Origin of the sequence: Pseudoxanthomonas sp. USHLN014 (assembly GCF_037153335.1) — a bacterium.
Classification (GTDB): Bacteria; Pseudomonadota; Gammaproteobacteria; order Xanthomonadales; family Xanthomonadaceae; genus Pseudoxanthomonas_A; species Pseudoxanthomonas_A winnipegensis.
This window is the reverse complement of sequence record NZ_JBBCKO010000001.1, coordinates 256,243-270,223: the sequence shown is the minus strand read 5'-3', so window position 1 is coordinate 270,223 and position 13,981 is coordinate 256,243. Positions and strand designations below refer to the sequence as shown.

The 13,981-nt window shown below is 72.4% G+C and carries 11 protein-coding genes, 1 tRNA gene and 1 pseudogene; 1 reads left to right on the top strand and 12 read right to left on the bottom strand.

Going from position 1 to position 13,981, the window contains the following annotated elements; translation table 11 throughout:
* Window positions 1–89: 89 nt before the first annotated feature.
* From WFQ05_RS01215 to WFQ05_RS01170, 10 genes and pseudogenes are all read right to left on the bottom strand, one after another.
* A tRNA-Gly gene (locus WFQ05_RS01215) sits at window positions 90–165 on the bottom strand.
* The gene (pgsA, locus tag WFQ05_RS01210; RefSeq protein WP_130519560.1) at window positions 156–800 is read right to left on the bottom strand and encodes a CDP-diacylglycerol--glycerol-3-phosphate 3-phosphatidyltransferase; all 645 of its coding nucleotides are present in this window, start codon (window positions 798–800) and stop codon (window positions 156–158) included. Before pgsA ends, WFQ05_RS01215 begins: the two co-directional genes overlap by 10 nt.
* The gene (gene uvrC, locus WFQ05_RS01205) at window positions 797–2,749 is read right to left on the bottom strand and encodes an excinuclease ABC subunit UvrC (protein ID WP_337052287.1); all 1,953 of its coding nucleotides are present in this window, start codon (window positions 2,747–2,749) and stop codon (window positions 797–799) included. The genes pgsA and uvrC overlap by 4 nt, the downstream gene beginning before the upstream one ends.
* A complete protein-coding gene (locus tag WFQ05_RS01200) occupies window positions 2,746–4,164 on the bottom strand; it encodes a hypothetical protein (protein ID WP_337052286.1) in 1,419 nt (472 codons plus the stop codon). Before WFQ05_RS01200 ends, uvrC begins: the two co-directional genes overlap by 4 nt.
* A gap of 88 nt (window positions 4,165–4,252) precedes the next feature.
* Complete coding sequence (gene kdsB / locus WFQ05_RS01195; protein WP_337052285.1) at window positions 4,253–5,032, bottom strand: 3-deoxy-manno-octulosonate cytidylyltransferase; 780 nt, start codon at window positions 5,030–5,032, stop codon at window positions 4,253–4,255.
* A 128-nt stretch (window positions 5,033–5,160) separates the two neighbouring features.
* Window positions 5,161–6,171 (bottom strand): tetraacyldisaccharide 4'-kinase, encoded by a 1,011-nt coding sequence (gene lpxK, locus WFQ05_RS01190; protein WP_130534023.1) that lies wholly within the window; start codon window positions 6,169–6,171, stop codon window positions 5,161–5,163.
* Window positions 6,168–7,925, bottom strand: a complete 1,758-nt coding sequence (gene msbA, locus WFQ05_RS01185) for a lipid A export permease/ATP-binding protein MsbA (protein WP_286577707.1) — start codon at window positions 7,923–7,925, stop codon at window positions 6,168–6,170. The genes lpxK and msbA overlap by 4 nt, the downstream gene beginning before the upstream one ends.
* On the bottom strand, window positions 7,922–8,350 hold the full coding sequence (locus tag WFQ05_RS01180; protein WP_130519550.1) for a biopolymer transporter ExbD: 429 nt from the start codon (window positions 8,348–8,350) through the stop codon (window positions 7,922–7,924). The genes msbA and WFQ05_RS01180 overlap by 4 nt, the downstream gene beginning before the upstream one ends.
* Window positions 8,351–8,362: 12 nt before the next feature.
* Window positions 8,363–8,986, bottom strand: a complete 624-nt coding sequence (locus WFQ05_RS01175) for a MotA/TolQ/ExbB proton channel family protein (protein WP_130519548.1) — start codon at window positions 8,984–8,986, stop codon at window positions 8,363–8,365.
* 37 nt (window positions 8,987–9,023) lie between these two features.
* Window positions 9,024–11,362: pseudogene (locus WFQ05_RS01170) on the bottom strand (DNA internalization-related competence protein ComEC/Rec2); the annotation flags it as partial.
* Between the two features lie 286 nt (window positions 11,363–11,648).
* On the opposite strand from WFQ05_RS01170, the gene WFQ05_RS01165 reads away from it, so the two are divergent.
* Window positions 11,649–12,881: a TCR/Tet family MFS transporter gene (locus WFQ05_RS01165; protein ID WP_337052284.1), complete on the top strand. Its 1,233-nt coding sequence runs from the start codon at window positions 11,649–11,651 to the stop codon at window positions 12,879–12,881.
* Here the strand turns inward: WFQ05_RS01165 and WFQ05_RS01160 are convergent, their stop codons facing one another.
* Window positions 12,882–13,439, bottom strand: coding sequence for a 2'-5' RNA ligase family protein (locus tag WFQ05_RS01160; RefSeq protein WP_337052283.1), 558 nt, complete (start codon window positions 13,437–13,439; stop codon window positions 12,882–12,884).
* A 48-nt stretch (window positions 13,440–13,487) separates the two neighbouring features.
* A complete protein-coding gene (locus WFQ05_RS01155; protein ID WP_130531080.1) occupies window positions 13,488–13,829 on the bottom strand; it encodes a RidA family protein in 342 nt (113 codons plus the stop codon).
* Window positions 13,830–13,981: the final 152 nt, after the last annotated feature.

Here is a 13,981-nt window from a genome sequence, read left to right as displayed (position 1 = left end):
CAAGAGCCTTCCGACAAAACAAAACCCCGATGGGCCGGGGTTTCGTCAACGCCGTTGAAGCAACTCCACTTCAACTGCGCCTTGAAACTTGGAGCGGGATAAGAGACTCGAACTCTCGACCCCGACCTTGGCAAGGTCGTGCTCTACCAACTGAGCTAATCCCGCGAGAGAGGCGAAATTGTAGTGCCTTTCTTGCGCGTGTCAACGGCTGCCTGCTCATCTTCGCGCAGGCTCGGCCAGGCGGCGCGCAGATACTGGTAGCCCGAGTACAGGGTCAGCAGCGCGGCCACGGCCAGCAGCCAGTCGCCGATGTGGAACACGGGCACGCTCATCCACACATCGCTCAGCGAATGGCCGGCCGGGCGCACCGAGTACAGCAGGCAGCCCAGCGCGATCATCTGCACGGTGGTCTTGACCTTGCCGATCCAGGCGACCTTGACCTTGCCGCGCTGGCCGATCTCGGCCATCCACTCGCGCAGAGCCGACACGGCGATCTCGCGGCCGACGATGACCGCGGCCCAGAACGCCATCCACGGCGTGGGATGACCCTGCACGATCAGGAACAGCGCCACGGCCACCATCAGCTTGTCGGCGACCGGATCCAGGAACGCGCCGAAAGCTGAATACTGGTGCCAGCGCCGCGCGATCCAGCCATCCAGCCAGTCGGTGACCGCGGCGATCACGAACACCGCCGCGGCGGCCACGCTGGTCCACGCGTACGGCAGGTAGAAGACCACCACCAGCACCGGGATCAGCACGATCCGCAGCAGGGTCAGCCAAGTGGGAACGGTCAACTTCATGGGCGATCTGGGCCGGGCGTTGGGGGCGCCGCCGGTTCCGGCAACCCGTGCAGGTTAGCGTAGATGCGCTGGGCCAGCGCGTGATTGACCCCTTCCACGCGCGCGATCTCCTCCACGCCGGCGGCCTTGAGCCCGGACAGGCCGCCGAAATGCTTGAGCAGACTGGCGCGCCGACGCGGGCCGATGCCGGCGATGTCCTCCAGCTTGCTGGTGGTGCGCGCCTTCTGGCGCTTGCCGCGGTGGCCGGTGACGGCGAAGCGGTGCGCCTCGTCGCGCACCTGCTGGATCAGCTGCAGCGCCGGCGAGGCCGCGCCGGGGCTGACCTCGCGGCCGTCGTCCAGGATCAGGGTCTCGTGCCCGGCGCGGCGTTCCACGCCCTTGGCCACACCGACCAGGGCCACGCCGTCCACGCCCAGGTCGGCCAGGACCTCGCGCGCCTGGCGCAGCTGGCCGGCGCCGCCGTCGATCAGCAGCACGTCGGGGAATATGGGCAGATCGAGATCCCGGCCCTCGTGCCGGGCACGAGGGCGCTCGTCAGCGCGCGAGCCAGTGGCTCGCAAACGCGCTTCCTCGCCCTCCTCCATCGCGCGCCGGAAGCGACGCTCGATCGCCTGGCGCATGGCCGCGTAGTCGTCGCCCGGCTCGATGCCGCTGATATTGAAGCGCCGGTACTGCGAGCGCACCGCGCCCTTCTCGTCGAACACCACGCACGAGGCCACCGTCGCCTCGCCCATGGTGTGGCTGATGTCGAAGCACTCGATGCGCTGGGCCGGCTCGGCCAGGCCCAGCAACTCGGCCAGCGCCTGGCTGCGCGCGGCCTGGGCGTTGCGGCTGGTCATCTCGGTGGCCAGGGTGATCTGCGCGTTGCGCCGGGCCAGGTCGAGGTAGCCGGCGCGCTCGCCGCGCACGCTCCACTTCAGCTGGACCTTGCGGCCGGCCGCGCTGGACAGCGCCGCCTCGATCAGCTCGGCGTCGGGGATCTCGCGGTCCAGCAGCAGCTCGCGCGGCGGCACCTGCTCGGCGTAGTACTGCGAGACGAAGGCGGCCAGCACTTCCTCGGCGCTCTCCTCGCCGTTGGTGCGCGGATAGAAGGCGCGCGTGCCCAGGTTGCGGCCGTCGCGGAAGGCCAGCAGCAGCACGCAGGCGGTGCTGCCCTGCATCGCGCAGGCCAGCGCATCCAGGTCGGCGGCGTGGCCGTCCACGTACTGGCGCGACTGCATGCCGCGCAGGCGCTTGAGCAGGTCGCGCAGGCGCGCGGCCTCCTCGAAGTCCAGCTTCTCGGCGGCGCGCTCCATCTCGGCGGTCAGCTCGTCGGACAGCTCATCGCTGCGCCCGCCCAGGAACAAGCTGGCGCGATGCACCGACTGGTCGTACTCGGCCTGGCCGACCAGCTCCACGCACGGCGCGGTGCAGCGGCCGATCTGGTACTGCAGGCACGGCCGGGTGCGGTTGCGGAAGACGCTGTCCTCGCAGTTGCGGATGCGGAACAGCTTCTGCATCAGGTTCAGCGTGTCGCGCACCGCGCCGGCGCTGGCGTAGGGGCCGAAATAGCGCCCGGCGATCGCGCGCGGGCCGCGATGGAAGGCGATGCGCGGGAATTCCTCGCTGGTCAGCAGGACGTAGGGATAGCTCTTGTCGTCGCGCAGCGCCACGTTGTAGCGCGGGCTGAGCGACTTGATCAGCTGGTTTTCCAGCAGCAGCGCCTCGGCCTCGGTGCGGGTGACCGTGACGTCCATGCGCGCGATCTGCGAGATCATTGCCAGGGTGCGCGGGTTGCGCGGCGCGTTGTTGAAATAGCTGCCCACGCGGTTGCGCAGCGCGCGCGCCTTGCCCACGTACAGTAGCGTGTCGTCGGCCGCGTACATGCGGTACACGCCCGGCGCGGTGCTCAACGAAGCGGCGAAGGCCTTGCCGTCGAACGGCTGGCCCGGGGGACTGCGACGGCTCATGCTTCGATCGGCACCTGCGAGACGGCGCCGCTGGCCAGGTCCACGCACAGCACCGCGTGCGCGTCGGTCTCGGCGATCCACAGCTTGCCGCCAAAGGCGGCCAGGCCGGCCGGCTGCGCCAGGCGCCGCCCCAGGTCCAGCGAGGTCACCGCGCCGCCGCCCAGGCGCAGGCTGCGGATGCGGCCGTTGCCGGTGTCGGCGATCCACAGCACCGGCGCGTCGGGATCCAGCGTCACGTCCTCCGGCGCCTGCAGGCGCGCCTGCTGGCGCTGGCCGTCGGCATCGCCGAATTCCCACGGCCCCTGCCCGCCCACCAGCGTCTTGGCGAAATCGCCGCCCAGCTGCACCGCGCGCAGCGAGGCGCCCAGCGTGTCGCACACGTACAGCGCCTGCTGCACCAGCGCCAGGCCGGTCGGCTGGGCGAAGCTGGCCAGGATGCCGGCGCCGTCGCGCTGCCCCAGCTGGCCCGAGCCGGCGCGGCATTCGAGCATGCGGTTGCCCAGGTCCCAGCTCCATACCCGGTTGTCGCCGGACAGGGCGAAGTGCAGATGGCTGTTGGTCGCCACCAGCCCAGCCGGCGAGGCCAGCGCGACATCGCCGGGCGCGTGGATCGGGCCCTCGGCCGGCACCCCGGCCTTGCCCGTGCCCAGCAGGGTCTGCACCGCGCCGGTACCCAGGTGGATGCGGCGGATCAGGTGGTTGCCGGTGTCGGCCACGTAGAGCTCGTTGCGCAGCAGTGCCACGTGGGTGGGGCTGCGGAAGCTGGCGATCTCCATGTCGCCGTCCAGCGCGTCGGCGTTGCCGTTGCCGAAGCGCCGCATCACACGCCCGGCGTGGGTGCATTCGACGATCTGGTGATGGCCGGTGTCGGCCACGTACAGGCGCTCGGCATTGACCGCAAGGCCGGTGGGGAAACACAGCGGCAGGCGAGGCTCGGGATGGGTCTCGACCGGACGCGTGTCGACCAGGGGCTCGTCCAGCGGCTCGCACAGCGCGGTGAGCTGATTCTCCAGCGCGCCGACGCCGGGCGTGCCGACGATGTGGTCGACCACCATGCCCTGCGCGTCGATCAGCACGACGGTCGGCCAGGCCTCGATGCCGAAGCGCTGCCAGGCGTGCCAGTCCAGATCGTGCGCGATCGGGAAACTGACCCCGAAGCGGCGCAGGCGCTTGAGCGCGGCCTGCGGATCGCGGTGCACGTCGAAACGCGGCACGGCGATCACCCGCACCTGCAGGCGCGCGCCGAAGCGGCGCTGCAGCAGCGCCAGGTCGGCCAGCCGCTGCAGGCACCAGCTCGAGGCCGGGTCGACGAAGGCCAGCGCCACCGCACTGCCACGCAGCGACTGCAGCGCGGTCGGCGCGGCGTTGAGCCACAGCAGACCGTGCGGGAAGTCGGGAGCGTGGACGGGATTCATGAATACTGAATGATGCCGCAGGCGGCCGGCTTCAAGCCGTGCGCGCCGGCGCGCTTCACGCGCGGGAGCGGCGGCGCACGGCCAGGCCTCACCGCATGCCGTCCAGATGGCGCTGGGCGCGCGCCAGGTCTTCGGGAGTGTCCACGCCCGGCGGGAAGGCCTCGGGCGTCAGCGCCACGGCGATGCGGAAGCCGGCCTCCAGGGCGCGCAGCTGCTCCAGCGATTCGGTGCGCTCCAGCCGGCCTGGCGGCAGCGCGGCGAAGGTGCGCAGGAAGCCGGCGCGGTAGGCATAGATGCCGATATGGCGCAGGAACGGCGCCGGCGCGTCGGCCAGCACCTGGCGGCTGCGGGCGAAGCCATCGCGGTGCCAGGGCAGCGGCGCGCGGCTGAAGTACAGCGCATCGCCGTTGTCGGCCAGCACCACCTTGACCGCGTTCGTGTCGAACACCTGCTCGGCCTCGTCGATCGGCGTGGCCAGGGTCGCCATCGGGTGGCCGCTGGCCGACAGCGCGGCGGCCACGGCGCGGATGCCGGATGGCGGAGCGAAGGGCTCATCGCCCTGCAGGTTGACCACCAGGGTCCGATCGTCCCAGCCGGCGATACCGGCGCATTCGGCCAGGCGGTCGCTGCCCGAGGCATGGCTGGCGGCGGTCATCGCCACCTGCACGCCGCTGCCGTCCAGCGCGCGCGCCACGCGCTCGTCGTCGGTGGCCACCCACACCTCGCGCGCGCCGGCGGCCAGCGCGCGCTGCGCCACGTGCAGCACCAGCGGCTGGCCGCCGAGCAGGCGCAGCGGCTTGCCGGGCAGACGCGTGGCGTCATGGCGGGCGGGAATGGCGACGACGAAGGGTTCTTGCAGGTCGGTCATGCGAAGGTCTTTCGAGCGCGCCCGGTCGGGGGCGCACCCTGCCGGGCGTGGGGGTGGGGAGATGAGGCCATTCTAGCCGCTGCCCCGCGCCGGCCCGGCCGACCCGAGGACCGCGCGGCCACGGGCGTTCAGCCCTTGTGGCCCAACGGCCCCAACGTCCGCAGCGCCGCGACGCGGCCCAGCACCGCCACCCAGAACGCCTCGGGCAGCTCGGCCTCGACCGGCACGCTGTAGGCCCACGGCCCGGCGAAGGCGGCGCACTTGACCGCGTCCTTCTCGGTCATCAGCACCGGCAGCTCGCTGCCGAAGCGCAGATCGTCTGCGCTGTAGGCGTGGTGATCGTCGAAGGCATGCGGCACTACGCCGATGCCGTAGCCGCGCAGCAGGTCGAAGAAGCGGCCGGGGTGGCCGATGCCCGCCACGGCGTGCACGCGATGGCCGCCGAAGGCCGCCAGCGTGGTCGGCTTCCCGCCGGCCAGCGGCAGGGCCAGGCCTGAGCGCAGCGTCATCGCCCATTCGCCGAAGCCGGCGCTGCCGCCGTTGACCACGCGGAAATCGACCTGGGCGCTGCGCTCGGCCGGCTCGCGCAGCGGCCCGGCCGGCAGCACGCGGCCGTTGCCGTAGCGGCGGCGGCCGTCGATGACCTCGATCTCCACATCGCGGCGCAGGCGGATGTGCTGCAGGCCGTCGTCGCAGACCACGATGTCGCAGCCGGCCGCCGCCAGCGCGCGCGCGGCGGCGACGCGGTCGCGGTCCACGCGCACCTTGGCGCCGGTGCGGCGCGCGATCAGCACCGGCTCGTCGCCGCCTTCGGCCGGCGTGGTGTCCGCCTCGACCCAGCGCGGCTTGCCCGGGTCCTGGCGGCCGTAGCCACGGCTGGCCACGCCCGGCGTCCAGCCCGCCTCGCGCAGGCGCTGGACCAGGGCGATGGTCAGCGGCGTCTTGCCGGTGCCGCCGACGGTCAGGTTGCCCACCACCACCACCGGCACCGGCACGCGCCGGCGGCGCAGCAGGCCGATGCGGTAGAGGGTGGCGCGCAGGCGCAGCGCGCCGCGGAAGACCGGTTCGAGCAGGCGCGGCAGCAGCGGCACCGGTGCGCCGTCGAACCAGTACTTCGGCGCGCCGCGCGAGGCGCTCATTCGGCCTCGCGGAACTGGGCGCCGTGCAGTTGCGCGTACAGGCCGCCGCGCGCCAGCAGTTCGGCGTGGGTGCCCTGCTCCACCAGACGGCCGTGGTCGAGCACCAGCACCTGGTCGGCGTGCTCGATGGTGGACAGGCGATGGGCGATGACCAGCGTGGTGCGGTGGGGCATCAGCTGGGTCAGCGCATCCTGCACCAGGCGTTCGGACTCGTTGTCCAGCGCGGCGGTGGCCTCGTCCAGGATCAGGATCGGCGCATCCTTCAGCATCGCCCGGGCGATCGCCAGGCGCTGGCGCTGGCCGCCGGAGAGCTTGCCGCCCTTGACCCCGATCGCGGTGTCCTTGCCGTGCTCGAGCTGTTCGACGAACTCCATCGCGTGCGCGTCGCGCAGCGCCTTGTCCAGCGCCTGCGGCTCGGCCGAGCGCATCTCGCCATAGGCCACGTTGGCCTCGACGGTGCCGTCGAACAGCATCACCTGCTGGCCGACCAGTGCGATCTGGCGGCGCAGGTCGGCCAGGCGGTAGTCCTGCACCGGCGCGCCGTCGATCAGGATCTGGCCGGACTCGACGTCGTAGAAGCGCGGGATCAGCTTGATCAGGCTGGACTTGCCGCTGCCCGAGCGGCCGACGATGGCCGTGACCGTGCCGGGGCGCGCGATGAAGCTGATGTGCTCCAGCGCCGGCCGCAGCTGGCCCGGATAGCGCGCGGTGACGTCGCGGAACTCGATCGTGCCCTGCGCGCGCAGCAGCGGACGGGTGCCGGCGTCGACCTCGTCCGGTGCATCGAGCACCGAGAACAGGCGCTCGGCCGAGGCCACGCCCCGCTGCAGGACGTTCTGCACGTTGGTGAGGTTCTTCAGGGCCGGGATGATGCCGGCCATGGCCAGCAGCAGACTGAAGAAACCGCCCGCGCTGAGCCGGCCGGCGGCGGCCTCGTGGCCGGCGATCAGCAGCAGCGCCGCCAGGCCGATGGCGCCCATCATCTGCACCGTGGCGGTGGAGATGCCGCGGGTGGACTCGACCTTCATCGCCAGGCGCAGGTTGTGGTCGGCGAGCGCGTGATAGCGCTCCAGCTCGGACTGCTGTGCGCCGTAGACCTTGACCTCCTGATGGTTGGACAAGGTCTGGTCGGCGGCCTGCAGCAGCTGCGCCCCGCTCTCCTGGATGCGGTGGCTGACCCGGCGGTAGCGCTTGGCGACCTTGTTCATCACGAACGCCAGCGGCGGCACCAGCACCAGGATGGACAGGGTCACCTGCCAGCTGGCGCCCAGCATCACGATCAGCAGCACGATGGCCTGCAGCGCCTGCTGGATCATGGTCTTGAGCGCGTCGACCGCCGCCTGCGCGACCTGGTCCGAATCGGATCCCAGCCGTATCAGCATCGAGGGGACGGGCTCGGCATCGAAACGCGCGCCCGGCAGGGACAGGTACTTGCCGAGCACCTTGACCCGCAGGTCGCGGGCGATGCTGCGCGCCGCGCGCCCCATCGACATGTCGGTGATGTAGCCGGCCACGCCGCGCACCAGGAAGATCACCAGGATCAGCGCCGGCATCACCCACAGCGCCTGCGGCGGCCCCTGGTTGAGGAAGGTGCGGTTGGTGATGGGCTCCATCAGCCGGGTGAAGGCGCCCGTCCCGGCCGCCTCGACCAGCGCGGCCACGAACGCCAGCAGCAGCAGGCCGCGATACGGCCTGGCGAAGGTCAGCAGCCGGCGGTAGGTCTGCCAGGCCGATCCGGGGACGGCCGCGCTCACCGGCGCGGCTCCTGTTCGGGGGCGGTGGCGATCGAGATGCGCTTGAAGCCCAGCTGGGCCAGCGCGTCCAGTGCGGTCACCACCGCCTGGTGCGGCGTGCGCGCGTCGGCGCGCAGCAGCACGGGGCGCGTGTGGTCCTTGCCGGCGGACTGGGCGATGGCCTGCTTGAGCGCGTCGGCGTCGGTGCGCAGCACCTCGCTGTCGCCGACGAAGTAGCGGCCCTCGGCGTTGATGAGGATGTTCAGCGCCTTGGCCGGCGCGTCGGCCGGCTGCTGCGAGGCCGACGGCAGCTGCAGCTGCAGGGTCGAGCGCGCATCGAAGGTCGTGGTGATCACGAAGAAGATGATCAGCACCAGGATCACGTCGATCAGCGGGACCAGGTTGATCTCCGGCTCGTCGTGCGCGCGGTCGTCGCGGATACGCATCGGGCGCGGCCTTCAGTCGACGCGCGCGGCGGCGTGCGGCGCTTCCAGCGCATCGGACAGGGCCATGGCCTGCTGCTCCATCTCGATCACGTAGCCGGCGATGCGGCCGCGGAAATAGCGATGAAAGATCAGCGCCGGAATCGCCACCAGCATGCCGGTGGCGGTGCACACCAGCGCCTTGCCGATGCCGCCGGCCAGCTGGTTCACATCGCCCAGGCCGTGGTCGAGGATGCCCAAGAACATCTGGATCATGCCCACCACCGTGCCCAGCAGGCCCAGCAGCGGGCCGGCCGCGGCGATGGTGCCCAGCGTGTTGAGGTAGCGCTCCATGCGATGGACCAGGTGGCGGCCGGTGTCCTCGATGCGCTCGCGGATCACATCGCGCGAGCGGTGGCGCACGTCGAGGGCGGCGGCCAGCAGCGCGCCCAGCGGCGAGGTGCGGCGCAGCGATTCGATGTGCGAGGCCTCCAGATGGGACGAGGTCGCCCAGCGGCGCACCTCCTCGCCCAGGCCCGGCGGCAGGATCTCCTTGCGGCGCAGGCTCCAGAAGCGTTCCACCACGATGGCCAGGGCCAGCACGGCGAGCAGCAGCAGCGGGATCATGGGCCAGCCGCCCGCCTTGACCAGTTCCAGCACGTTGAATCCTTACGGCGCAGCCGGCCGTGTGAGAACAGACCGATAGGATAGCCCAGACGCCTCGCGCGCCCGGACCGCGTCCCACAGGCGCGCGCGCCAGCGCCGACGCTCGCGCACCGACAGCCCTTCCGCGCGCAGCCAGACGCTCAGCGCACCGCTGTCGGCGGTGTTCAGCACTTCCGCACCCTCCGCTTGCCAGCGCCGCACCACCTGCCGCTGCGGATGGCCGAAACGGTTGTCCGCACCGGCCGAGACCAGCGCCAGGCGCGCGCCCGTGGCCCGGACGAAGCCCGGGTCCGACGACTCGCTGCTGCCGTGATGGGCCACCAGGACCACCTGCGCCTTCAGCGCCGCCGGCCGCGTGCGCAGCAGCCCGCGTTCGATCACCTGGCCGATGTCGCCGGTGAGCAGGACCGCGCCGTGCGCGGTATCCACGCGCAGCACGCAGCTGGATTCGTTGCGCAGGTAGGGAAAGCCGCGCGCGGGATGCAGCACCTCGAAGCGCACCCCGTCCCAGGCCCAGGCCTGTCCCGCGCGGCAGGCGGTCTGCAGCGGAATCGGCGCGCCGGCCGGCCCCAGCACTTCCAGCGCTGGCATCTGGCGTCGCACCGCGTCCAGGCCGCCGGCGTGGTCGGCGTCGCCGTGGCTGACCATGATCCGGTCCAGTCGGTGCACGCCCAGCGCGTGCAGCGCAGGCACCACCACGCGCTCGCCGGCATCGAAGCCGTCGGCCACCGCCGGCCCGGTATCGAACAGCAGCGCATGGCCGCGCGTGCGCACCAGCACCGACAGGCCCTGGCCGACATCGAGCGTGGTCACGGTGGCCTCGCCTTCGCGCGGCAGGTCCAGGTCGGGCAGCAGTAGTGGCAGCCACAGCAGCGCCGCCAGCGGCTTGCCGGGCACGCCGCGCGGCAGCAGCAGCCAGAACGCGCCCAGCACCGCCAGGGGCAGCGCGAACCACGCGCCTTCCGGCAGCCACCACAGCGCGAAGCGGCCCTGCGCCAGCCAGGCGAACAGCCGCCAGCTCGGTTCGAACGCCTGCCCGGCCAGCCACCAGGCCGGGGTGCCCCAGCCGGTGTGCAGGGTCTCGGCGGCCACACCGAGCAGGCAGGCCGGCACCACCACCAGGCTCCACCACGGGATCGCCAGCAGGTTGGCCAGCGGCCCGACCAGCGAGGCCTGACCGAACAGAGCCACGGTCAGCGGCAGCAGCCCCAGCGTGGCCACGCCCTGCGCCGAGAGGAACGCCCGCCAAGCCGGCAGGCCATGCGTGGGCAGGCACCACACCAGCCAGGCCACGCCGGCGAAGCTCAGCCAGAAGCCCGCCACCAGCGGCGCCAGCGGATCGACCAGCAGCACCGCCAGCGTCGCCAACGCCAGCGCGGCCACCGCCCCTGCGGGCCGCCGACCGCAGCGCGCCAGCGCCACCACGGCGATCATCAGCACCGTGCGCACTGTCGGCAGCGCGCCGCCGGACAGCAGCGCGTAGCCGCAGGCGAACAGCGTGGCCGCCACGCCGGCCGCCACCTGCCGCGGCAGCCACCGGCCCAGGCGCGGCAGCAGGCGCCACAGGCCTGACGCGAGCAGCGCGCCGAAGCCGGCGACCAGCCCGACGTGGAAGCCGGAGATCGCGATCAGATGGGTCAGCCCGGCGGCGCGCAGCGTGGCCCAGTCGGCATCGTCCAGGCCGCCGGTATCGCCCAGCGCCAGGGCGCGCACGAAGCGCTGCGCCCCGACCGGGGCGTGCGCGGCGATGCGCGCCGCCATCCGCGCGCGCCATGCGTCGATCCCGGCCGGCGGCCCCAGCGCGTGCGCCAACGGTGCAGCACGCACATAGCCGGTGGCCGCCACGCGCCGCGCCAGCGCGTAGCGCTCGCTATCGAACCCGCCGGGATTGACCAGCCCGCGCGGCGCGCGTAACCGCACCAGCAGCTGCCAGCGCTGCCCGGCCTGCAGACGGGCGCGCGGGCCCGGCGCGATGGCGTCGGTCTCGTCGTACCAGGCCAGCTGCAGGCGCCGGCCACACGGCACCTCGGGACCGGCCGGACAGCCGTCGGCCAGGAAGTCGAAGCGCGTGCGCCGGGCCTCGACCTGCGGCAGGCCGATCACGCGGCCTTCGATCCGCCAGTCGCGCGCCTGGGCGCGCGCCGGCAGCTGCGCCGACAGCGCCCAGCCGGCCTGCAGACCGGCCCAGCCGACGCCGAACAGCAATGAACCCGCCAGCCGTCCCGCCCCACCCCGCGCCCAGCAGGCCACACCGAGCGCCAGGGCCGCGAGCAGCCAGCCGCGCGCCGGCAGGACCGGCAGCAGCAGACAGGTACAGACGCCCAGCAGCATGCAGATCGCCACGCCGCCGCCGAAGGCCGGCACGGGCATGCGGCCGAGTGCGGCCGCGCATCGGCTCCATCCTGCGCGCGCGTTGGTCGTGGCCTGCGTCCATTGCATCGGCTGGCGTCCTGCCTGAGTCCTTGGCGTCAGCGTGCGTCGAGCGGGTGCGGCGCACCATCGCCGGGCGCCGCGCCCCTGCGTGGGAAAAGTCCCAGCGCGCAGGAAGCCCCCCCAGCGCATAGCCCGCGTGGCACCGCGGCCATCTCGGCGGGTTACCATCGCGCCGCCCGCCGCCCGTCCTTCCGCCCCGCGGCGCACCACGCGAGCCTTCCCGATGCCGCTTCCCGCCTTCCGTGCCGGCAAGGCCGCCGTCGCCTTCATCCTGGTCACCGCGATGCTCGACATCGTGGCCATGGGCATCATCATCCCGGTGCTGCCGCATCTGATCGAGCAGTTCTCCGGCTCCAATGCGCGCGCCGGGCTGATCAATGGCGTGTTCGTGGCGCTGTGGGCGCTGATGCAGTTCCTGGTCTCGCCGATCGTGGGCTCGCTGTCGGACCGCTACGGCCGCCGTCCGGTGATCCTGCTGTCCACCGCGGGCCTGGCGATCGACTACCTGCTGATGGCCCTGGCGCCCAACCTGTGGTGGCTGGCGGCCGGGCGCATCGTCTCGGGCATCACCACGGCCAGCTTCACCACCGTCTATGCCTACATGGCCGACATCACCACGCCGGAGAACCGCGCGCGCGGCTACGGCCTGATCGGCGCGGCCTTCAGCGCCGGCTTCGTCGCCGGCCCGCTGCTGGGCGGCGTGCTGGGCGAATGGTCGCCGCGCGCGCCGTTCTGGGCGGCGGCGGCGATGAGCACGCTGGCCTTCGCCTACGGCGCGTTCGTGCTGCCCGAATCGCTGGCGCCGGAAAAGCGCATGGCCTTCTCCTGGTCGCGCGCCAATCCGCTGGGCGCGCTGCGCCTGCTGCGCTCGCACCAGGAGCTGACCGGCCTGGCGGTGGTGAATTTCCTGCTGTACTTCGCCCACCACGTGTTCTCGGCGGTGTTCGTGCTGTACGCGGCCGACCGCTACGGCTGGGGCGCCTGGCAGGTGGGTCTGCTGCTGGCCATGGTCGGGGCCCTGGACATGTTGGTGCAGGGCACGCTGACCGGCCCGGCGGTGCGCCGCTTCGGCGATCGCCGCACGATGATCATCGGCCTGTGCTTCGGCGCGCTGGGCATCGCCTGCATGGGGCTGGCGCCGACCGGCTGGCTGTTCGTCGCCGCGATGCTGCCCAACGCGCTGTGGGGATTGGCGATGCCGACCATCCAGTCGCTGATGACCCAGCGCGTGTCCGAGTCCGAACAGGGTCAGCTGCAGGGCGCCAACAACAGCGTCGGCGCGATCGCAGGCGTGGTCTCGCCAGTGTTCTTCGGCTGGGTGTATTCCCGGTCGGTGGGGCCCGAGGCGGCCCTGCCCTTCATCGGCACACCGTTCCTGATCGCCGCCGGCGTGCTGGCTGCGGCCGCGCTGACCGGGATCGCGGTGGCCCGGCGCCAGCGCGCGCCGGCGGGCTGATCAGCCCAGCACCCAGCGGCCGAGTTCGACGTAGGCCTCGCGCTGGCCGCCACGCAGCAGCACGAAGGCATCGAAGGCCAGACGCACCGGCGCGCAGGCTTCCGGCGCGAGGCGCTTGCCGTCGTTGTGGCCCAGGGTCAGATGCGGATGCAGCGGCGGCGACTTGGCCAGCACGATGCGCTGGCGCGTGGCCGCCGCGCGCAGCGCCGATTCCAGCGCGGCCAGCGCCGGCGGCGTCTGCGAGGCGGCCAGCACCACCGCGTTGCGGCCGAACACCGCCAGCCGGTCCAGGCTCAGCACGAAGGCCTGCCCCTGCACGCCGGCCACCGCGCGCTGTGCGCCCTCGACCAGGCCGGGGATCTGCTCGTCGAACGGTTCGCCCAGGTACAGCAGGGTCACGTGGCGCTTGGCCGCGCGCATCGGCTTGAAGCCCTCGAAGCGCGGCGCATGCGCCTGCAGCGCCGCCTCCAGCGGCGCCTGGTCGCCGGCCGCGGGCAGCAGCGCGAAGAACAGGCTCGGCGGCGGCGCGGCCGGTCGGGCGAAAAGGTCGTCCTGCATCGTGGGCTAGGTCTTAGGATCGGCTGCCGGCGCGAGGCCGTGCATGCCTCAGACCGCGGCGGTGACGACGATCTCGACCTTCCACGCCGGATCGGCCAGCCGCGCCTGCACGGTGGCGCGGGCCGGCGTGTGGCCGGGCACGACCCAGGTTTCCCAGACCGCGTTCATGCCGGCGAACTCGGCCAGGTCGGCCATGAAGATCTCGGCGCGCAGGATCTTGGACTTGTCGGTGCCGGCGCGCGCCAACAGCGCGTCGATGGCGGCCAGCACTTCGCCGGTCTGCGCGGCGATGTCGCCGCCGCCCTCTGCGATCTGCCCGGCCAAGTAGGCCACGCCGTTGTGCACGGTCATCTCGGACATGCGCGGACCGGTATCGAAACGCTGGATCATCGTGAATGCTCATCGCAGAGGGGGCGCGCCACGCTACCCGGCCATCATCGCGCTGCCAAGCCGCCGCAGGCCTTCAGGCGGCGCCAGAGCCGTGGAACACAAAGTGTGGTACACTACCCGTGTTCCACGAATCGCACGCACCGGACTGTGCT

Bases quoted from the DNA above. Each gene is read 5' to 3' on its own strand.
- pgsA (WP_130519560.1), bottom strand. From the start codon at position 800: ATGAAGTTGACCGTTCCCACTTGGCTGACCCTGCTGCGGATCGTGCTG.
- uvrC (WP_337052287.1), bottom strand. From the start codon at position 2,749: ATGAGCCGTCGCAGTCCCCCGGGCCAGCCGTTCGACGGCAAGGCCTTC.
- WFQ05_RS01200 (WP_337052286.1), bottom strand. From the start codon at position 4,164: ATGAATCCCGTCCACGCTCCCGACTTCCCGCACGGTCTGCTGTGGCTC.
- kdsB (WP_337052285.1), bottom strand. From the start codon at position 5,032: ATGACCGACCTGCAAGAACCCTTCGTCGTCGCCATTCCCGCCCGCCAT.
- lpxK (WP_130534023.1), bottom strand. From the start codon at position 6,171: ATGAGCGCCTCGCGCGGCGCGCCGAAGTACTGGTTCGACGGCGCACCG.
- WFQ05_RS01180 (WP_130519550.1), bottom strand. From the start codon at position 8,350: ATGCGTATCCGCGACGACCGCGCGCACGACGAGCCGGAGATCAACCTG.
- WFQ05_RS01165 (WP_337052284.1), top strand. From the start codon at position 11,649: ATGCCGCTTCCCGCCTTCCGTGCCGGCAAGGCCGCCGTCGCCTTCATC.
- WFQ05_RS01160 (WP_337052283.1), bottom strand. From the start codon at position 13,439: ATGCAGGACGACCTTTTCGCCCGACCGGCCGCGCCGCCGCCGAGCCTG.
- WFQ05_RS01155 (WP_130531080.1), bottom strand. From the start codon at position 13,829: ATGATCCAGCGTTTCGATACCGGTCCGCGCATGTCCGAGATGACCGTG.